The 19229-nt window shown below is 62.1% G+C and carries 21 protein-coding genes and 1 tRNA gene; 8 read left to right on the top strand and 14 right to left on the bottom strand.

Annotation, left to right across the window (positions count from 1 at the left end; all coding sequences use genetic code 11):
- Window positions 1–64: 64 nt before the first annotated feature.
- The 3 genes from HX898_RS01690 to HX898_RS01680 are packed head-to-tail and all read right to left on the bottom strand — an operon-like array spanning window position 65 to window position 2218.
- The gene (locus HX898_RS01690; RefSeq protein ID WP_011652680.1) at window positions 65–463 is read right to left on the bottom strand and encodes a Fur family transcriptional regulator; all 399 of its coding nucleotides are present in this window, start codon (window positions 461–463) and stop codon (window positions 65–67) included.
- Window positions 460–1275: a zinc ABC transporter permease subunit ZnuB gene (gene znuB, locus HX898_RS01685; RefSeq protein ID WP_138387497.1), complete on the bottom strand. Its 816-nt coding sequence runs from the start codon at window positions 1273–1275 to the stop codon at window positions 460–462. The genes HX898_RS01690 and znuB overlap by 4 nt, the downstream gene beginning before the upstream one ends.
- Window positions 1268–2218, bottom strand: coding sequence for a metal ABC transporter ATP-binding protein (locus HX898_RS01680; RefSeq protein WP_180193813.1), 951 nt, complete (start codon window positions 2216–2218; stop codon window positions 1268–1270). Before HX898_RS01680 ends, znuB begins: the two co-directional genes overlap by 8 nt.
- A 102-nt stretch (window positions 2219–2320) precedes the next feature.
- Between HX898_RS01680 and HX898_RS01675 the strand changes: the two genes are divergently transcribed.
- The 3 genes from HX898_RS01675 to HX898_RS33075 all read left to right on the top strand — a co-directional run bounded on the left by HX898_RS01675 (window position 2321) and on the right by HX898_RS33075 (window position 4892).
- On the top strand, window positions 2321–3364 hold the full coding sequence (locus tag HX898_RS01675; protein WP_180193812.1) for a zinc ABC transporter substrate-binding protein: 1044 nt from the start codon (window positions 2321–2323) through the stop codon (window positions 3362–3364).
- Window positions 3365–3510: 146 nt separating this feature from the next.
- A complete protein-coding gene (gene zigA / locus HX898_RS01670; RefSeq protein WP_180193811.1) occupies window positions 3511–4716 on the top strand; it encodes a zinc metallochaperone GTPase ZigA in 1206 nt (401 codons plus the stop codon).
- Entirely contained in the window at window positions 4713–4892 is a 180-nt protein-coding gene (locus HX898_RS33075; RefSeq protein ID WP_246697875.1) for a hypothetical protein, read from the top strand. The genes zigA and HX898_RS33075 overlap by 4 nt, the downstream gene beginning before the upstream one ends.
- A 114-nt stretch (window positions 4893–5006) precedes the next feature.
- Here the strand turns inward: HX898_RS33075 and HX898_RS01665 are convergent, their stop codons facing one another.
- The gene (locus tag HX898_RS01665; protein ID WP_180193810.1) at window positions 5007–5333 is read right to left on the bottom strand and encodes an RcnB family protein; all 327 of its coding nucleotides are present in this window, start codon (window positions 5331–5333) and stop codon (window positions 5007–5009) included.
- A gap of 529 nt (window positions 5334–5862) precedes the next feature.
- Here HX898_RS01665 and HX898_RS01660 point away from each other — a divergent pair.
- Window positions 5863–6246 (top strand): VOC family protein, encoded by a 384-nt coding sequence (locus HX898_RS01660; protein ID WP_012758163.1) that lies wholly within the window; start codon window positions 5863–5865, stop codon window positions 6244–6246.
- 241 nt (window positions 6247–6487) lie between these two features.
- Entirely contained in the window at window positions 6488–7819 is a 1332-nt protein-coding gene (locus HX898_RS01655; protein WP_180193809.1) for a hemolysin family protein, read from the top strand.
- Here the strand turns inward: HX898_RS01655 and chrA are convergent.
- On the bottom strand, window positions 7816–9237 hold the full coding sequence (gene chrA, locus HX898_RS01650) for a chromate efflux transporter (protein WP_180193808.1): 1422 nt from the start codon (window positions 9235–9237) through the stop codon (window positions 7816–7818). The two genes, HX898_RS01655 and chrA, sit on opposite strands and share 4 nt — an antisense overlap.
- 1 nt (window position 9238) lies before the next feature.
- Window positions 9239–10054: a sulfurtransferase/chromate resistance protein gene (locus HX898_RS01645; protein ID WP_180193807.1), complete on the bottom strand. Its 816-nt coding sequence runs from the start codon at window positions 10052–10054 to the stop codon at window positions 9239–9241.
- 374 nt (window positions 10055–10428) lie between these two features.
- On the opposite strand from HX898_RS01645, the gene HX898_RS01640 reads away from it, so the two are divergent.
- The gene (locus HX898_RS01640; RefSeq protein ID WP_003541169.1) at window positions 10429–10737 is read left to right on the top strand and encodes a hypothetical protein; all 309 of its coding nucleotides are present in this window, start codon (window positions 10429–10431) and stop codon (window positions 10735–10737) included.
- 241 nt (window positions 10738–10978) lie between these two features.
- On the opposite strand, the gene HX898_RS01635 is transcribed toward HX898_RS01640, so the two are convergent.
- The gene (locus tag HX898_RS01635) at window positions 10979–11281 is read right to left on the bottom strand and encodes a hypothetical protein (protein WP_028740913.1); all 303 of its coding nucleotides are present in this window, start codon (window positions 11279–11281) and stop codon (window positions 10979–10981) included.
- Window positions 11282–11529: 248 nt separating this feature from the next.
- Here HX898_RS01635 and HX898_RS01630 point away from each other — a divergent pair, with 248 nt between their 5' ends.
- Entirely contained in the window at window positions 11530–11844 is a 315-nt protein-coding gene (locus HX898_RS01630) for a hypothetical protein (RefSeq protein WP_246697874.1), read from the top strand.
- Window positions 11845–11882: 38 nt separating this feature from the next.
- Here the strand turns inward: HX898_RS01630 and HX898_RS01625 are convergent, their stop codons facing one another.
- The 5 genes from HX898_RS01625 to HX898_RS01605 form a co-directional block, all read right to left on the bottom strand.
- Window positions 11883–12179 carry a hypothetical protein gene (locus HX898_RS01625; protein WP_168312913.1) on the bottom strand — a complete coding sequence of 99 codons (297 nt, stop codon included), beginning with the start codon at window positions 12177–12179 and terminating at the stop codon, window positions 11883–11885.
- A 154-nt stretch (window positions 12180–12333) separates the two neighbouring features.
- Window positions 12334–12409: transfer RNA gene (locus HX898_RS01620), tRNA-Lys, on the bottom strand.
- A 216-nt stretch (window positions 12410–12625) separates the two neighbouring features.
- Window positions 12626–13537, bottom strand: a complete 912-nt coding sequence (locus tag HX898_RS01615) for a PhzF family phenazine biosynthesis protein (RefSeq protein WP_129420025.1) — start codon at window positions 13535–13537, stop codon at window positions 12626–12628.
- Between the two features lie 484 nt (window positions 13538–14021).
- The gene (locus HX898_RS01610) at window positions 14022–14792 is read right to left on the bottom strand and encodes an NUDIX hydrolase (RefSeq protein WP_180193806.1); all 771 of its coding nucleotides are present in this window, start codon (window positions 14790–14792) and stop codon (window positions 14022–14024) included.
- Window positions 14793–14800: 8 nt separating this feature from the next.
- A complete protein-coding gene (locus tag HX898_RS01605; protein WP_180193805.1) occupies window positions 14801–15910 on the bottom strand; it encodes an endonuclease/exonuclease/phosphatase family protein in 1110 nt (369 codons plus the stop codon).
- Window positions 15911–16108: 198 nt separating this feature from the next.
- On the opposite strand from HX898_RS01605, the gene HX898_RS01600 reads away from it, so the two are divergent.
- Window positions 16109–16471 carry a DUF4189 domain-containing protein gene (locus HX898_RS01600; RefSeq protein WP_171598382.1) on the top strand — a complete coding sequence of 121 codons (363 nt, stop codon included), beginning with the start codon at window positions 16109–16111 and terminating at the stop codon, window positions 16469–16471.
- 20 nt (window positions 16472–16491) lie between these two features.
- Here the strand turns inward: HX898_RS01600 and HX898_RS01595 are convergent, their stop codons facing one another.
- Entirely contained in the window at window positions 16492–17547 is a 1056-nt protein-coding gene (locus HX898_RS01595; RefSeq protein WP_180193804.1) for an ABC transporter ATP-binding protein, read from the bottom strand.
- Window positions 17535–19229 (bottom strand): iron ABC transporter permease, encoded by a 1695-nt coding sequence (locus HX898_RS01590; protein ID WP_180193803.1) that lies wholly within the window; start codon window positions 19227–19229, stop codon window positions 17535–17537. The genes HX898_RS01595 and HX898_RS01590 overlap by 13 nt, the downstream gene beginning before the upstream one ends.

Below are 19229 nucleotides of genomic sequence, written 5' to 3'. Positions count from 1 at the left end.
CGACTTTGATGACGACACTCCTTTCGGTGAGCGCGAGGCGATCGTCTAGCGAAGGCGAGGAAGCTTACGCCGCGCAGGCCTCGCACAATCCGCGGATCTCGATCGTCGTCTTTTCAGGCTTGAACTTCTGCCCGCGCACCCATTCCATCAGCCGGTGGTCGACCTCGTGGTCGTGGAACTCCGTCACCTGGCCGCAGCTTTCGCAGATCGCGAAGGCGACGATGCCGTGGCTGTGGCAGTCGTCGCCCGGATGGGCGCAGGCGACGAAGGAGTTGATGCTTTCGAGCCGGTGCACCACGCCATATTCGAGCAGCTTCTCCAGCGCCCGGTAGACCTGCAGCGGCGCGCGAAAACCGTGGTCGCGCAGCTTGTCGAGGATGGTATAGGCGCTGAGCGGCCCTTCGGCCTTTTCGAGCACGTCGAAGACCAGCGACTGGTTCTTGGTCAATTGCGGTGTCGTCATGAGCCTTGTCCTTGCATGACCGCGCGGTGGCGCCTGACGGGAAGCAGGCTGAGAATGAAGAGGATCAGCGCTGCGACCACGATCGAGGGGCCGGAGGGCGTGTCGTAGGTGAGCGAGCCGAACAGACCGCCGACGACGGCCGCCGCCCCGATCAGCGAGGCGAGCACCGCCATGATCTCCGGCGTCGGCGAGAAACGCCGCGCCGCAGCCGCCGGAATGATCAGCAGCGAAGTAATCAGCATGATGCCGACGATCTTCATGGCAATGGCGATGACGACGGCCATCAGCAGCATGAAGAACAGCCGCGCCCGCTCCGGCTTCAGCCCCTCGGCCTCGGCGAGTTCGGCATTGACGGTCGCAGCCAAGAGTGGCCGCCAGAGCCAGGCCATTGCCACGAGCACGAACAGCCCGCCGCCCCAGATCAATCCGATGTCTGTGGTGGAAACGGCGAGGATATCGCCGAACAGGAAGGCGATGAGATCGATCCGCACCCAGCTCATGAAGGCGACCATGACGAGGCCGATCGCCAGTGTCGCATGCGAGAGGATGCCCAGCAGCGCATCGGCCGACAGCGCTTGGCGCTTCTGCAGGAAGAGCAGCAGCACCGACACAAGCGCGGCGACGGCGAAGACAGCCAGCGTCAGGTTGAGTTCGAAAAGCAGCGACAGTGCGACGCCGAGCAGCGCCGAATGGGCGATCGTATCGCCGAAATAGGCCATGCGCCGCCAGATGATGAAGCAGCCGAGCGGCCCCGTCGTCAGCGCCAGGCCGACTCCGGCAAGGATGGCGCGCACGAAGAAATCGTCAAGCATGGCGCTCTCCCGCTTCATGCGCGTGCGGATGGTCATGATCAGGATGGGCATGGTCAGGATGATCGTGATCATGTTCATGACCGGCATGCCCATGCTCATGCGCGTGCGCATGGCTGCCGTCATGCGCGTGATGGCCGTCGTCGGGGTGGCAATGATCGGTTACCGTGCCGTCGGCATGCTGCACGCGCCCATCAGGCAGATGTGTGTGATCGTGATGATGGCTGTAGACGGCCAGCGTCTGCGCCGCCCGGCTGCCGAACAGGCGCACATATTCCGGGCTGCGGCTGACAGATTCAGGCGTGCCGCGGCAGCAGACATGGCCGTTGAGGCAGATGACCGTATCGGTTTCGGCCATGACGACATGCAGGTCGTGCGAGATCAGCAGGATGCCGCAGCCCGTCGCATTGCGGATCGACTTGATGAGGTCGTAGAGGGCGATCTCGCCGGAAAAATCGACCCCTTGCACCGGCTCGTCGAGGACCAGCAGATCGGGCTTGCGGGCAATCGCCCGGGCCATCAGCGCCCGCTGGAATTCGCCGCCGGAGAGGTGCTGGACCTCGGCATCGAGCATATGGGCAATGCCGGCGGATTCGAGCGCCGAGAGCATATCGCGCTCCGGCAGCGGTCCTGTCAGCGTCATCAGCCGGCGCACCGAAAGCGGCAGCGTCCAGTCGATCGACAGCTTCTGCGGGACATAGCCGACCTTGAGGCCGGCTTTGCGCTCCACCCTGCCCTCGTCGGGCTTCAACACACCGATCGCCGCCTTGGCGCTGGTCGATTTGCCCGAGCCGTTCGGCCCGATCAGCGTAACGATCTCGCCGCGCGAGACGGAAAAATCGACACCGCGCACCAGCCAGCGACCGCTGCGCAGAATGCCGACATCTTCAAGCGAAACCAGCGGTTCGGCCCTGATACCGGCGGGGGTCTTTGCGGGAGAGAGCATCAAATTTTCCGAAAGTGCTGTTGCGTCCTGCTATTGCACACGTTATAGCATAACGCAATTGATGTAATAACATAACAATTGCAATTCAAGCGGAGCATATTGATGAAACGCGCCTTGGGGTCTGCCCTCAAAATCTTGGCCCTCAGAATGCCGGCCCTTGCAATCCCGGTCCTGGCGATCCCCACTCTGCTCTTTTCCGGCACCATGCGGGCAGCCGATGCGCCTGTCGTCGTCACCTCGATCAAACCGATCCATTCGCTGGTTTCGGCGATCATGCAGGGAGTCGGCGAACCCGAATTGATCGTCGATGGCGCCGCCTCCCCGCATACCTACAATCTGAAGCCATCGAATGCCCGCGCCCTGCAGGACGCCAAGGTGATCTTCTGGGTCGGCCCCGGTCTCGAGGCTTTCCTCGAAAAACCGCTGCAGGCGCTGGGCCGGGATGCCAGCATCGCGGCCCTCGACGACGCGCCCGGCCTCGTCAAGCTGCCTTTCCGTGAAGGCGGCGCTTTCGAGCCGCATGATGACGCCCCGGAGCACGAAAGTGCTTCCGGTCAGCATGATGAGGCTGACGCCGCACATGATGCTGATCCCGGGCACGCCAGTGACCATGACCACGACCACGGTACATTCGACACCCATCTCTGGCTCGACCCGATGAACGCCAAGGCCATGGCGGCCATGATCACTACGACGTTGGTCGCCGCCGATCCCGCCAATGCTCTGACCTATCAGGGCAACGCCAAGACGCTGGACGACAAGCTGGATGCGCTCGATACCGAGATCAAGGGCATGGTTGCTCCCGTCAAGGACAAGCCCTTCATCGTCTTCCACGACGCCTACCAGTATTTCGAGCACCGCTACGGCATCCGCGTCGCCGGCTCGATCACCGTCAGCCCGGAAACCATTCCCGGTGCGGAGCGGGTTTCGGAAATCCACCGCAAGGTCGGCGAACTCGGAGCCACCTGCGTCTTTGCCGAACCGCAGTTCGAGCCGCGCCTCGTCAATGTCGTCATCGAAGGCACGCGCGCCAAGTCAGGCGTGCTCGATCCCGAAGCGGCAACACTGAAGGCCGGTCCCGATCTCTACTTCAACCTCATGCGCGGCATCGCCAACAGCATGAAGGACTGCCTCTCCAGCGCATGAATCTCGTGCGCCGCTCCGCGCGTCCTGCCGGACACGCGACGCTCCAGGAGAGCTGAGGCGGAAAAAGGCGGACAACCCCGTTCCGCCTTTTTTCGGTGCGTCAAATGTAATGATATAACATTAAATACGAATCTGATGAGGTTCCCATGGACAATAGACTTCCCGTCACGGTGCTTTCAGGCTTCCTCGGCGCCGGCAAGACGACACTGCTCAACCACGTGCTGACCAATCGCGAAGGCTTACGCGTCGCGGTTATCGTCAACGATATGAGTGAGGTGAATATCGATGCCGCCCTGGTGCGCGACGGCGGCGCCAATCTCTCCCGCACCGAGGAACAGCTCGTCGAGATGACCAATGGCTGCATCTGCTGCACGCTGCGCGACGATCTGCTGAAGGAGGTGCGTCAGCTCGCCGATCAGGGCCGCTTCGATTACCTCTTGATCGAATCGACAGGCATCGCCGAGCCCCTGCCCGTCGCCACCACCTTCGAATTTCGTGACGAGAATGGCCAAAGCCTTTCCGACGTCGCAAGGCTCGACACCATGGTGACCGTCGTCGACGCCGCCAATCTGCTTGCCGATTATGCCTCGGCCGATTTCCTCGCCGACCGCGGAGAAACGGCCGGCGACGGCGACAACAGAACCATTGTCGACCTGCTGGTCGAGCAGATCGAATTCGCCGACGTCGTGGTGCTGAACAAGATCGGCACGGCAACCAATGAAGAGCGCGACGCCGCGCGCAAGATCATCACCGGCCTCAACCCGGATGCAAAGCTGATCGAGGCGGATTTCGGCAAGGTCGCCCTGAAAGACGTGCTCGGCACCGGCCGCTTCGATATCGACAAGGCCGAGACCCATCCGCTTTGGTACAAGGAACTGCACGGTTTCCGCGACCACGTGCCGGAGACCGAGGAATATGGCATTCGCTCCTTCGTCTATCGCGAGAAGCGGCCCTTCCATCCGGCAAAGCTGCAGGCCTTCCTCGATCGGGCATGGCCAGGCGTGGTGCGCGCCAAGGGCTTCTTCTGGCTGGCGACGCGCCCGCACCATGTCGGCGAGATCAGCCAGGCGGGCGCGATCGTGCGCACCGGCAAGATGGGCCTCTGGTGGGCGGCCGTACCCCGCGAACAATGGCCTGAGGAACCGGCCTTCATGCGCGCCATCGGCCCCTATCTCCACCCCGTCTGGGGCGACCGCCGCCAGGAAATCGTCTTCATCGGCGCCGATCCCATGGACGAAGCCTGGATCAGGAAGGAACTCGACTCCTGTCTTATCAGGACAGACGCCTTCGCGCCCGAACGCTGGCGCGACCTGCCCGATCCTTTCGCCAGCTGGAACAGGCAGGCGGCATGAAGGCGCAGGCAATCAAACGCGCTCTCTGCGTCTGTACCGAATGCGAACCGCTGCCGCCGATCGAAGGGCTTCATCCGCTTACGCACGAGGAAGGTACCGACGCTGAAGTCGGAAGACCAAGAGGTTTTCTCGGCATCATTGCTGAACGGGTCATTTCGTCCCGCAGGCAACCCTGAAGCGGGTCATAGCCGCCGTCAGCTGAAGAAGAGGAGGATGGGCGCGAAACTGCTACACGCCCTCCCAGAATCAAAAAGGCGGCCGAAGCCGCCCTTTCCTGATCTAACGACCGATCAGCGACCGGCAATAATGCTGGAGATGATGCCGCTGGTGACGCCGATCAGCAGGTAATCGTTGTCGGCCCGCACCCAGCGAAAACCGCGGGGCGGAGGCGCCAGCCGGTAGCGGCGGTAGTCGTTGACATCAGAGAACCGGCGACGCTCGCTGGCATTGACGCGGTATCCCCTCTTCCAATGCGACCGGACGACCGTCTTTTTGACGACCACCTTCTTCTGCACGACGATCGGCGGACGGCGATGATCGTCGGCGCTGGCCTGGGAAACAACCATCGGGGACAGAAGGAAGGAGGCGGAAAGAAGAGCTGCAAAAATCTTTTTCATGTGGGGTCCTCATGTTGGGCACGTGACCAAACTAGGGCCGAAAAGATGAACCGAAACTGAAATAAAAATTAAACTTTTGTAATGAAATCCGATAGCTACGGGTCTAAGTTTATATTTTAGATTAAACTTATACACGATGGCGAATATTCTATCGCCACAGATGGGGCATCGGCGCGGCCGGCCAGTTCGTCCTTGGAAGCCCTTGGCAGCACATCGGGGCGGGATTGAAGAAAAGATAGTTGCGGGCATCCGAGGATGAGGCTAGGACGGCGCGCCCTTCCTGTGCCCATCGCCTGGAAGACGCCGCCGTGGAGGATTGCTGCTGATGGCGGCCGGCGGGCGGCATGCCCTCGATTCGATATCATATCTATCGCCCAGAGGTGCTCGCGATTTGGCATAACGAGATGCATAAACTTGAAACGGGCGCATAATTAAATTCGAAGCGACGCATTTTAGGAACAGGAGAATTCTGCATGTCCCGCGAGGGGACGATCAGATCAAGACAACGAAGACCACAATGGAGGAAAACATGCCCGGTATCAGCATGCGCTACATCGTCGACGACGTCGACGCCGCGGTGGAATTCTACACAAGACATCTCGGCTTCTCCGTCGCGCTTCGTCCCGCACCGAGTTTCGCCATCCTGACCAGGGACGGTTTTCGTCTGTTCGTCAGCGGCATGACGGGACCGGGCGGAGCATCTCAAGCAATGCCCGACGGGCGAAAGCCGGAGCCTGGCGGATGGAATCGTATCCAGATCGAGGTCGGAGACCTGGAGGCGAAAGTCACCGCACTGCGCCAAGCTGGTGCGCGCTTCCGCAACGAGATCGTGCAGGGCATCGGCGGCAAGCAGATCCTGCTCGATGATCCGGCCGGAAACCCGATCGAACTCTTCGAAGCGCCCAAGAGATGAATGGGGCGACGTCGGTCATGCGGTTCACCAAGCGTTTTACGCTTCGCATCGGTGAACCGCACGCATGATCCCGGTCATGCGGTTTGCCACGCATTTTGCGGCCAGCATCCCAAACCGACGCAGTATGTCGATTACGACAGCCGGCTTCGGCATCTCTCGCCCCAGGACTAGCCGGAACGCCTTGCCACCGGTGTGCGAGCGTGTAGTTTCGGATTCCCATCAATTCGAAGGCAGGGAAAACATGTCCGATTCCGCCGGCGGGCTCTCCGACTATGTTGGGATACTAGCCGTGTTTCTTCTCGTCGCCGCCAATGGCTTCTTCGTTGCCGCCGAATTCGCCCTGGTGTCGGTCAGGCGTAGCCGCGTCGCCGAACTCGCTGCGGCAGGCCGCATGAACGCCTCGGCACTTCAGCGCGCCGTCGACAATCTCGACTCCAACCTTGCAGCCACCCAGCTCGGCATCACCATCTCGTCGCTCGCGCTCGGCTGGGTTGGAGAACCGGCGCTTGCGCACCTGATCGAGCCGCTGCTGTCCTGGTTGCCCGGGCAATGGGCGACGGCGGGCGCGCATACTGTTGCCGTCGTCATCGCCTTCGTCATCATCACGGCCCTGCATATCGTGCTCGGCGAGCTCGCGCCGAAGAGCTTGGCGCTTCAGCGCAGCGAGGCCACTTCGCTTGCCGTGGTGCGTCCACTCGGTCTGTTCCTGGTGCTGTTCAAGCCGGCGATCTTTGTCCTGAACGGCATGGGCAACATGGTGCTGCGGGGCGTCGGTCTTCGCACCGGAACCGGCGAATCGTCGTTCCATTCGCCGCAGGAGCTCAAGCTGCTGGTCGCCGAGAGCCAGGAGGCCGGCCTTCTCAACCAGGTGCAGCAGCAGCTCGTCGAGCGGGTGTTCAATATCGGCGACAGGCCGATCTCCGACATCATGACCCCGCGTCTCGACATCGAATGGTTCGACGCCGACGACAGCGAGGCCGAAATCCTGAAGACCATCCGCGAATGCAGCCACGAACAATTGCTGGTCGCCCGGGGCTCGATCGATGAGCCGATCGGCATGGTGTTGAAGAAGGACCTTCTCGACCAGGTTCTCGACGGCGGCAAGGTCCGGCCGATGGAGGTGATCAAGCAGCCGTTGGTGCTGCATGAGGGCACCTCGGTCGTCCGCGTGCTCGACAGTTTCAAGGCTTCACCCGTTCGCCTCGCCATCGTCATCGACGAATATGGTAGCCTCGAAGGCATCGTCACCCAGACCGACCTGCTCGAAGCCATCGCCGGCGACCTGCCGGGATCCAACGAAGAGCCCGATATCGTCGTCAGGGAAGACGGTTCGCTCCTGATCGATGCGATGATGCCGGCCTTCGACGCCTTCGAACGGCTGGGCCTGCGCGATCGTCCGGATGCCGATTTCCATACGCTGGCGGGCTTCGCGCTGCATCAACTCCAGCACATCCCCGAAGCTGGCGAAACCTTCGTCTTCGACAACTGGCGCTTCGAAGTGCTCGACATGGACGGCATGCGTATCGACAAGATGCTCGCGACGCGCATTTCCACCGATGGGGCCGAGGCCTAGCCGACCGCCAGGGTCCAGAGCATTCCCGCGGCTGCGCAGGCTAGCAGCGTCGCGATGACGGAAGCCTTGAAGCGGAAGATCGCTATCGCCGCGGCAGCAGACAGCGCCATTGCCGCCGGCACGGCCGATTGCAGCACGGGAATGTCGAGCAGCAAGCCGCCGAGGTGAACGGTCGCAACCTCTGCAAACAGCGTGTGCAGGGCAAACCAGATAGCGAGGTTGAGGATAACCCCGACCACCGCCGCTGTTATGGCCGACATCGCGCCCGCGAGCGCTATGTTGCCGCGCAGTTTTTCGATGAACGGCGCGCCGAGGAAAATCCAGAGGAAACAGGGCACGAAGGTGACCCAGCTCGTCAGTATCGCCGCAAGCGTTGCAGCAAGCATCGGGTTCAGCGCTCCCGGATCCCGGTAGGCGCCCATGAAGCCGACGAACTGGACGACCATGATCAACGGCCCCGGCGTCGTCTCGGCCATGCCGAGACCATCCAGCATCTCGCCGGGTTTCAGCCAGCCGAAATGCTGCACGGCCTCCTGTGCTACATAGGCAAGCACGGCATAGGCCCCGCCGAAGGTGACGACCGCCATTTTGCTGAAGAAAAGGCCGATTTCGGTAAAGACGTTGTCAGCACCGAAGGTTGCGTAGAGCGCCGCGAGCGGCGCGAGCCAGAGGGCAAGCAGCACGGCCGAGATGCGCAGCGACCAGGCGAGATTCGGGCGCGCATGCGCCGGTATGCCTTCGCCGAGCGCCGACTCGGCATCCGACAGCACCGGGCCGCTTCCGGCCTTATGGCCGCCGCCCGTCTGAAAGGCGGCAAGCCCGAACCTGCCGCCGAGGAAGCCGGCAATGCCGGCCGCGAGCACGATCAGCGGGAACGGCACATGGAGAAAGAAGATGGCGATGAAGGCCGCGGCCGCGATACCGACCATGACGCGATTCTTGAGCGCACGGCCGCCGATGCGGATGACGGCCTGCACGACGACGGCAAGCACCGCCGCCTTCAGCCCGAAGAACAGGCCGGCGACGATGCCGACATTGCCGTAAGCCGCGTAGATATAGCTGAGACCGAGGACCGACAGGAACCCAGGCAGTACGAACAGCAGGCCGGCGACGAGACCGCCCACTGTCCGATGCATCAGCCAGCCGATATAGATGGCGAGCTGCTGCGCCTCGGGTCCGGGAAGCAGCATGCAATAATTCAGCGCATGCAGAAAACGGTGCTCACCGATCCATCGCTTCTCGTCGACAATGATCCGATGCATGACGGCGATCTGGCCGGCAGGGCCGCCGAAACTCAGGGCGGCGACGCGCAGCCACACCCTGAAGGCATCGCCAAACGAGACGCCGTGATGATGCCCCTCTCCGGCGTCTTCCTCCGCCATTTTGCCACTGGGCGCATTATCCGTCATCTCGACCATCTCATGCTCTCTTCTTCGGCGCCGGCCAGTTGTGGGTTTCCTCGGTCGCATCGCGGCACCAGCGGAAGAAGGCGTCGTAGAGAAGCATCCCGGCCTCGAGCTGTTCCAGATCGTCGGAATACATCCTGGAGAGGCCGAGCGAGGCGGCCAGCAGGCCCGCCGCCTCGGGCGCGAGATCGAGCCTTGCGGTATCCGCCGCCCTGACGATCCGCGCCAGGCGCAGGAGCGGCTCCGATGCCAGCCCGAACTCCTCGACCATGACATCAAAGGTGCATAGTTCGCCGCGATGGCTCCAGAACACGTCATCGATATCGAAGGGCACCGCCCCGAAGCGCTCGCTGACGGCTAAAACCTCAGGCGCGGGCACGAACAGGAATACGGCGCTCGGATCGACGAAGCGCCGGATCAGCCAGGGACAGGCGATGCGGTCGATCTTCGGCCGCGCCCGCGTCACCCAGACCGTGCGCCCCTCGGCGTCGCGTTGCGGCAGCTTTTCGTCGGGCACCGCCAGTCCTCCCGCAATCCAGGATTCGAAGCCGCCTTCGAGGCTCTCGGCGTCGATACCGGCATGGCGGAGATAGGCGGCGACGCCATGGCTGAGCTTGCTGCCTTTCTGGCAGACCACGACGACGGAATCGGCATCGACGCTGCCCGCCCAGGACGCGACCTCGGCATGGGCGCGCCGGATCGAGCCCGGCACCAGACGGGGATCGAGCGCGAAGTCCTCCTCGGTGCGAACGTCGATAATGCAAGGCGCACCGGGGGTTCCGATAAGGCGATTGAGCTTGTCAGGGGAAATTTCGAGAAATGACGGCATGACGCGTCCCTCCGTTGATCGGTTTTACTGGACGCGATTCTTCAGCATGACGCCTCGTGGGGTGATCGCGACCCCATGCAGAAATCATTCGCAAACAGACCCCGTGGTGTCAAGCGCATTGCGCCATGGCGGCTTGCCGTCCACCGGCGGCCTGCCATCCGCGAATGCACCCAATCAGCCGACAGCTCTACCACCGGGTCTCTGCCGGTTGCCCGCAAGCAGATGAGGCGTGAGCGGCAAAGCCGCGAATGCACGGAGCGCCAGTAAACGAGAATGATGAGTAGGAAAAGCCAATCAGCACAAGCGCTTCGGCCCAGAACGGAACAAAATGCCCACTTCTGCATTCTTCTGTCACCGAAAGAGGAGAAAGTACCATGACGTACGACCCCAATAATGCCAACGACCCGAATCGCCCGCTGAACCCAAATCTGGATCTGCGCACCACGCCGAGCGCGCGCAGCAGTAATACCTGGGTTGTCTGGGTCGCTGCATTGGCCGTGATCGCTGTCGCTGCATTCGCCTATTCGCAGTGGAGCACCCCCGGCACATCTCCGGACACGACAGCTTCCACAACCCAATCAGAGCCGGCGCCGGCCAAGCCGATCGCTCCGACTGACAACAGCGCAACGCCTGCACCGGCACCAGCACCGGCCACTCCGCCGGCTGCCCCTGCCCAGCAGTAACCGCTGTTTGGCCAGACGAAGCCGGCCCAGTGCCGGCTTCCTCTCTGCTGCGAGCTCTTGAAGCTTTTTAAGTAAACCCTATTTAAGGGATACTAAATCTGTCTCTGACGGCTGACCACGGATGTACTGGCAGCCGTCATCGAGACGGATCGAGGAAGGTCGGTGCGAGTTTCGCCCGGCCTTTTTTCTTGACCTCGTCATCCATGCCGAACAGGCTACTGGCAACGCCTGGATCGGGATATTATTTGGGAATCCTGTTATAGAAGGACTGCGGATCGTACACGCACTCGTAGTCGAGGAGGCAGAGCTTGCCATTGGCATCCCTTACTCTTGCGGTGTCGTACTTGTCGCCGAGATTGCACCTGGCCGGCGGATAACGGAAGCTGCGGCCGCCAAAGCCCATGCGCACGAAAACCGCCTTGTCCTTGCGGATGATCTGCGCAAGCTCTTCGCAACTGTGATCCCTGGCATTGACCTCCACCGCCTCGACGGCAAGAGCGACGGACGGAAACAACAGTGCGACGGCCAGAACAACGCTTTTCATGGAAACTCCTGAATGTGAGAGAGCGAAGGTAGGGCATCGCACCGCATGCCGCCAGTGCGAGAACCGCCGGAATTATATACCGAGCATGGCCTTGCCTTTTTACCTCCCGGCACCCTTGAGAAATCAGCCAAGGCACGAGCTCTTTGAAGGCAGCAAGGCCCAGGTGGACGGGCAATCCCTCGCTACTGCTTCTGCGAGGGCATTGCTACATCCCGATCCATTAAGATGTTCGGTCTACGCTGCCGGCCATGAAACCGACGTTTGGACGCAGACACCTTGCATTGCCAGAGACGGAGCGGACAAAGGCCGTTCCAGCACGGAAGGTCGATGTGTCGCCCGCCGGAAGCTTCGATTGGCCGAAAACCAGGCGTTACGCCAAAAACGCGACCTTGGCCCTGTTGATCGTCACAAAGATTGCGGTTGCGACTATTTACGTCCTTAGACTAAACGCCTCGCATTCCTTCCAGGAATACGCACCGCCCATAGCGATGATGGCGGCCCTGTCGTTTTTCATCGTCGCAGCTCTCTGGCTCGCCGGCATGAAACTGAGCGGCAGCGATTGAGGGACACACAAAGAACAATTTTCGAAAAGCGCGATGCGCTAGGGAAAATTATAGGGCGACGCAGGGTCGAAGACGCAGGAATAATCAAGGATGCACTGTTTTCCACCTGCATCGCGCAAACTGGTGGTGCTGCGCTTATCGCCCATGCTGCATTGGGCGGGTGGATAACGAAAACTGCGGCCGCCGAAACCGACGCGGACAAAGACCTTTTTGTTCTGGCGGATGATCTGCGTAAGCTCGCTGCAGCTATGCTCGCTCGCTTTGACGTTCATGACGCCTGCGGCAAAGGCAGGCAATGGCAGAGACAATGCGACGGCAAAAATAACGCTTCTCATAGACCCCTCCCGATACGCGAAAGAGAGATAGGGCGCACGACCGACGCGGCCAGTCCTGCGCACGGCGCCAACCATGCCTCTCGCTTCGAGAACAGTTTCCGGCAGGCCGGAAAATCCGGCCTGAGTTCGAATATATCAATCTTTTCAAGAAATTTGGTGGGTGATGTAGGGCTCGAACCTACGACCCGCTGATTAAGAGTCAGCTGCTCTACCAACTGAGCTAATCACCCGTTCGCGCTTGGCTGCGCGGTGTGACGGGGCGTATAAACAGGATCGGCAGGCTTGTCCAGCGCATAGGCGAAATTTCTTTGGTTAATCGCGAAGATTTTTCGGCATGGCTGAAATGCAGCACATAACCCCGAAAATCGGAATCGATTTTCGCGAAGGATTATGCGCCGATTCAAAGTGATAGCGCGTCCTGTCGGACGCGCGGCGGTCTGGTGAAATCAAAGGTCGAGCGTGCCGCTGGCCAGCCGCACTGCCTGGCCGCCGATCCGCGCGTTGGAGATCGCCCCGCCGTCGACATCGATATGCAGGTGGATAAAGGATGGGCGGCCCATCTCGACGCCCTGCTCTATCATGATCGGGTGATGCCCGTCTGTCAGCCGGTCGAAATGGTGGATCGCGCCGGAGAGTGCGGCCGCCGCCGAGCCGGTGGCCGGATCTTCGACGATACCCATGCCGCTTGCGAACATGCGCGCATGGAACTTCGCCACGTGGTTGACGCCGCCGCGGCAATAGACATAGGCCGAGGCAAGCGCGCCATCGACGAAGGGCACGATCTTTTCCCAGAGTTGCGGATCGAATTCCACCCGCTGCGTGGCTCCGACATCATGCACCGGAATGAGCAGGAAGGGAACGCCGGCGCTCCAGACCGACGGGACATGATTTTCGAAGCCGATCTCGGTCACCTTCAGCGATAGCGCATCGGCGATGCCGAGCTTGTCGAGCGGCATGATGGCCGGCTGCGATTTGCGCGGCAGGTCGAATTCGGCAAAGCTCGCCTCACCCTCTCTCAGCCGCACCGCGCAGCGCACCGGCCCGACATTTTCCTCGAGCACCGAGACAAGATCGCGCGTCGCAGCACCATGCGCCCGTTCGGCCAGCGCCACCGCCGTGCCGACCGTCGGGTGGCCGGCAAAGGGCAGTTCGCGCCCCGGCGTGAATATCCTGAGCCGTGCCGCATAGGCGGGATTGGTCGAAGGCTGCACGAAGACCGTCTCGGAGAGATTGATCTCCCGGGTGATCGCCTGCATCGCCTCGTCGCTGAGATCGTCTCCGTCGAAGATCACCGCCAGCGGATTGCCCGCAAGCTTTCGATCGGTGAACACGTCATAGACGCTGTAGCTTCGCGCCACATCGGCCTCCTTGAATCGTCATCGCGCCGCCAACCTGCCCGACCACGCGAGCGAGTGCAAGGCGCTAAGTCCGCTAAGACCAACCCATCCCCGGCAGGAGACGCCGGTAGTCTCGGATTTATGCGTGATCGTTAATGAAAATCGATTTTGTTTTTCGGGAGAGCGGCGTTGGAGCGTGTGCGAACGCGCGGCTGTCACAGGAATAGAGAGGGCACGCCGTGTGGCACCCCCCTCTGCCCTGCCGGGCATCTCCCCCACAAGGGTGGAGATTGGCAAGAGGCTTGACCATTGCTCCCTCTCTGAAGGCAGCGACAATCACAATACTTTAGTTGTTTGGGGAAACCTCTGCGCCCAGCCGATCTCCCCACCTGTGGGGGAGATGCCCGGTAGGGCAGAGGGGGTGTCCCACGGCACGCCGGCGCTCAGGAATCCGGACACGGTGCGTTCGAGAGACCTCACCCCATGGTATCTTGACCTCTATCCCTCACACACCACCTTTGCCGAAATACCACTCAATCACCGGCAGCATGGCGACATTATAGGGATAGGCCGAGGCATCGGCCGAGCGGATCGCCACTGCGCCGGCGATCTCCTTGTCCTCGGCGACCAGCATATGGGCCTCGATCCGCTTCACCATCTCGTCCGCCGTCATGTCGAAGCGGAAGAGCCGAATGAGCGTTACCGTGCGCCTGGAATAACTGGCGTAGAGCCCCTGCCCCGCCACCGCGTCGGCCAGATCCAATCCGGTCTCCTCATGGACCTCGCGGCGCATGTTCGCCTCGATGTCGCAGCGCCCGTCGACGATATCCTCCGCCTCCAGCGAACCGGCAGCGAAATAGACCTGGCCGGGATTGGCGGTATGGGCGCCCATGCGGATCGCCACCAACGCCCCATCAGCGCTTTCGAGCACCGGATAGGCGAAGATGTGCAAGCCGCCCTGGCGCTGCGGCTGGCGGCGCCACCACATGAAAGCGGAAAAGGGAGTGACGTAACCCTCGCCCGAAATCCCGTCTTCGCCGAGCGATATCTGCTGCTGGAACACCAGGCGCCCATCGAAGAGCGCCGGGTTGGCGGCCGTTTCCTTGGCCCAGTTCTCGCGGATCGCCGCTTCCTCGGCAAGGACGAAGGGATGGGTGCCGGGCAGGACGCGCAGATCGACGCCGGCGATCGGGAAGACGGTGGCCTCAGGCGGCCAGCCGGCGAAGTCATCGGAAAAATCGCTGTTCGGAAAATTCATGTTCAAATTGGTTTTCATGTTCGCTCTCATGGGAGATCCAGTGTCATGACGACGGGGCAGTGATCGGACGCCTTCGGCCTGTCCCAGCCGGTGCGCGGATAACGCTCCACCTCCTGCCCCGGCGGGAAGATGGTGCGGTAGGGCTGGCCGCTGCGGATGATTTCGGGCAGGCGGCCGGCATTATGGGCGGCAAGTGCTGGCGAAAGCCAGAGATAGTCGAGCTGGCAAAGCCACTGCTCCTGCGGCCCGCGCGCGTGATAGAGCGTCCAGCGGTCGAGGGGTTCGCGGCGGCGCACGACATTTTCGGCAAAGCCGTCGCTACTGAAAACGTCGAGCGCGCTTTCGGTCTCGTTCTGATGTTCGAAGCGATAACCGGTGCCCCGGCGGCCGATGACATCGACACGCTCCTGATAATCGTTCATGTCTCCGCAGATGGCGAAGCTCTTCGTGCCGGCTTGCTCCGCACCGAAGCGATCCTCGATGATGCGGCGCACGGCGCGCGCCTCGGCGCGGCGGATCGGCATGGTCGACTGCCGCCCGTCCAGCCCGTCGCGCGGATTGCCCATCGACTTGAAATGCACGACGTAGAGCGAAAATGGCCGGCCGCCGATCAGAAGGTCAAGCTCCAGGCAGTCGCGCTTGAAGATCTTGTCGTCGATGCGGTTGGTGAGCACCAACTCCTCATTGAAGAGATCGAGATCGCGATAGGTCGTCATCGCATGGCTACGAATGTCCCTCAGCTCGATCTTCTGGCCGTCGCGCGTTTCCTCGCGCATCAGCACGGCAACATCAATGCCGCGGCTGTCATTGCCCTCGACCAGGTATTTCTGGCGGTAGCCGTTTCCGACCATCCGGAAGAGATAGCCGTATTCGAAGGCCTGAAGGGCAGCCATGTTGTCGATTTCCTGCAGGCAGAGGATATCGGCGTCAGCGTCGGCGATCGCAAGGGCCGACATCTGCCGCGTGTCGTCGGTCGCAGCGATCACCCGCGCCTGCTCGAGCTGCTGGTAGACACCCTCGCTCGACACTTGGAAAAGCTTGATGACGCGGTCCTGGCGCAGCTGGTTTCGGAAGCCGGTGAAATCGAAACGGGTGAGAAGATTTTCGACATTGAAGGTGGCGAGGCGAAGCGACATGGGAAGGATCCGGTTGCGGGCAGTACCTTATCCGGCAATAGCCGCGGGAAAAGATGGCAGGGCAAAGAAATATGCGGATAATCACTCCTCCTGGAGCCCCAGAGGCGATTGCCTGTGACTTGGGCCGCAGACATTCCGCCGCAAGCCTCGGATAGTTCTCCGTAGAGGACAATCGTCGTTCCGGCGCGGGGGCATTTCATGAAGCGGGTTCTTGCATCGTTTGCGGTTCTGACGTCTCTCGCCGGCGCGGCCCTTGCTGACACTTACGGCGCCATTGCCTACTCGCCTTCGACCCACGCCATCGGCTGGTCCTATGCTTATGACAATCGCGGCGACGCCGAAACCGTCGCCCGGCGCATTTGCGATAGCAGCGCCAACGATTGTCGCATCGCCATCTGGTTCCGGAACGGCTGCGGCGCGGTGGCCGTCGGCCATCGCAGCGGCTGGGGCTCCGGCTGGGGTAATGATGGCCGCGAGGCCCAGCGCCAGGCGATCCGCAGCTGCAGAAAGCAAACCGGCAACTGCCGCGTCATCCGCTGGCAGTGTTCGGAGAGCGAATGACACTGACGAGGCGCGGTGTCTCAAAGCCGCCAAGCCGCGCGCACCGATAGCCTGAGGCTGTCACCCGTCCGGACGGGAAAGCGGGAATAGGCCCGCAGCACCTGACTGTCGGCGAGGATCAGCTTCAGCGCATAACGCTCGCCCTCGAAGAGAACGGACTCGACCGTCGCCGCGATCCTCGCGCCGGCGGCAATATTTTCGCAAGATACGATGACATCCTCCGGCCGAACGAGGACATCCATCCGGTCGCCGTCGGCAGTACTAACGGCGGCACCGGCAAACATCGGCTCCAGCGCCTGCCAGTCGAAGGCCCTGTTGTCACCAGCGGTACGCGGCAGCGTCACGATCGTGCCCCGCCCGATCAGCCCGCCGACGATGCGCCCTTCCGGCCGCGCGTAGATCTCCGCCGGCGGCGCCACCTGCAGCAGCCGCCCTTCCGACATGACAGCGACGTCGGTCGCGAGCGCCATCGCCTCGCTCTGGTCGTGGGTGACATAGATCATCGTCGCGCCCGAGCGCTGGTGGAACTCGCGAAAAGTCTCCTCCATTTCCTGTTTCAGGTGCCGGTCGAGATTGGCAAGCGGCTCGTCGAGCAGCACCACGTCAGGCGATGTCACCAGGCAGCGGGCAAGCGCCACGCGCTGGCGCTGGCCGCCGGAGAGGTCGGCAGGCCGCCGTTCGGCGTAGTCGGCGAGCCGGACGGTGCCGAGCGCGTCGCGCACCTTCGCCCGGTAGGCGTCGCCTGAAATGCCGCGCACTTTGAGAGGATAGCCGACATTGTCGGCAACACTCATATGCGGCCACAGCGCGTAGGACTGAAAGACCATCGCCATGTTGCGCTTTTCCGGCGGCAGCGACTGCGCGGCATCGGCAAGCAATCTCTCGCCGAGATAGATCGAGCCGTCGCTCGGCGTCTCGAAACCGGCGATCATCCGCAGCACTGTCGTCTTGCCGCAACCGGAAGGCCCGAGCAACGCCAGGAAGCCGCCCTCGCGCACATCGAGCGAAAAGCCACTGACGGCGGCCCGGCCTGTACCGAAATCCTTGCCGAGCTGGTTGAGGATCAGCCTCGCCATGGGATCACTCCTTTCGGCAGTCGTTTCGCCAGAAGCTCGAGCAGCAGCATCAGCACGACGACCATGAGGACGACGAGCACCGAGAGCGCCGAAGCAAGGTCCGAGCTGCCGCTATCATCGAGATTGTAGATGGCAACGCCGAGTGTCTGGGTGCCGGCAGACCAGAGCAGCGCCGAGATCGTCAGCTCGTTGCAGGCAATCAGAAAGACAAGAATAACGGAGGCGCCGGCGGCCGGCGCAATCAGCGGCAGGATGATATCGGTAAGCCGGCGGAAGAAGCCGGCGCCGGAAAGCCGTGCGGCCTCTTCCAGCGCCGGATCGAGCTGGTGGAAGGCGCTGACCACGGGTTTCAGGCTGACGGCGAAGAACGAGGAGAAATAGGCGATCAGGATGATCCAGATCGTGCCGTAGAGCGAGACGTGCAGGATCGGAATCGGTGCTGCGAACACCAGGATGAAGCAGACCGCCATGACGATGCCGGGCAGCGAATAGGGTATCTCGATCAGGCTGGAGACGATGCGTGACAACGCGTCCTTGCGCCGCGTCAGCGTGTAAGCCGCAAGCACTGTCACCACGAGGAGACCAAGCGCGGTCGCGCCGGCAAGCGACAGCGAATTAATGAAGGCGGTGCGCGTCACAGCCTGCCTGAACAGGATCTCCTCAAAGGCATGCAGCGACATGGTCTTGAAGGTGAGCGGCACGCCATAGGCCGGCACCAGCGCGCCGGCGACCAGCGCGAAGAAGGGTGCTGCCAGCATGAAGAACAGGATCGCCCAGACGAGCGGTGTGAAGACTAGCCGCCAGGCGCCGAGTTCGAAGGCCGCACTCGCCCCGGATAACCCGATGACGCGGTAGTCGCGGCCGCGCAACGCCCGGTCCTGGATCACCAGCCCGACGACCGAGATGATGGCGATGATCGCCGAGAGCACGGCGACATCACCGAAGGTGCGGCTGGTGAAAGCGGAGAACTTGGTGAAGATCAACGTCGGCAGCGTGAAGATCGAGGCCGGAATGCCGAGAATGGCGGGAATGCCGAAATTGCCGGTGCAGGAGACGAAGGAGATCGCCGCTCCTGCAGTGATGCCGGGCAGCGACAAAGGCAGGATGATGTCGCGGAACACCCGCAGGCTGGAGGCGCCGGAAAGCCGTGCGGCTTCGACGCCGTCGCGGGGCAGCGTCATCAGCCCGGCCCGAAGCGCCAGGTAGACCAGCGGAGCATGCTGCACGCCATAGAGCAGCGCAATGCCGCCCACCGAATAGAGCGGCTGCGGCGAACCGAGCGGCGGGGCGAGATGCAACGCCTTCAGCAACGGGCTGGAGGGGCCGGACATCTGCACCCAGGCAAGCGCCGTCACCTGCGGCGGGATCATCATCGGCAGCACGAAGAAGAAGCTGAGCAGCCCCTTGGCGCGGATATCGGTCAGCGTCAGCAGGAAGGCAAAGAGGCAACCGATGACGAGAGAGATGATCGTGCCGAGAAGGGCGGTGACGATCGTGTAATAGGTCGCCGACCAGAGCGACGTCTCGCTCAAAACCGTCATCACGCCGCCATCGGCGAAGGCCGCCATTCCGACCATGGCGAGGCGGGCGAGCGGCAGCACGCTGAGGATCAGGACGATGATGACGACAAAAGGAAACAGCCAAGCGGGCTGGCTGTTTCCGGTTTTGATGTATCCGTGCAT

This window comes from Rhizobium sp. WYCCWR 11128, from assembly GCF_013416305.1.
GTDB classification, from domain to species: domain Bacteria; phylum Pseudomonadota; class Alphaproteobacteria; order Rhizobiales; family Rhizobiaceae; genus Rhizobium; species Rhizobium indicum.
This window is presented reverse-complemented; position numbering and strand designations above follow the sequence as displayed.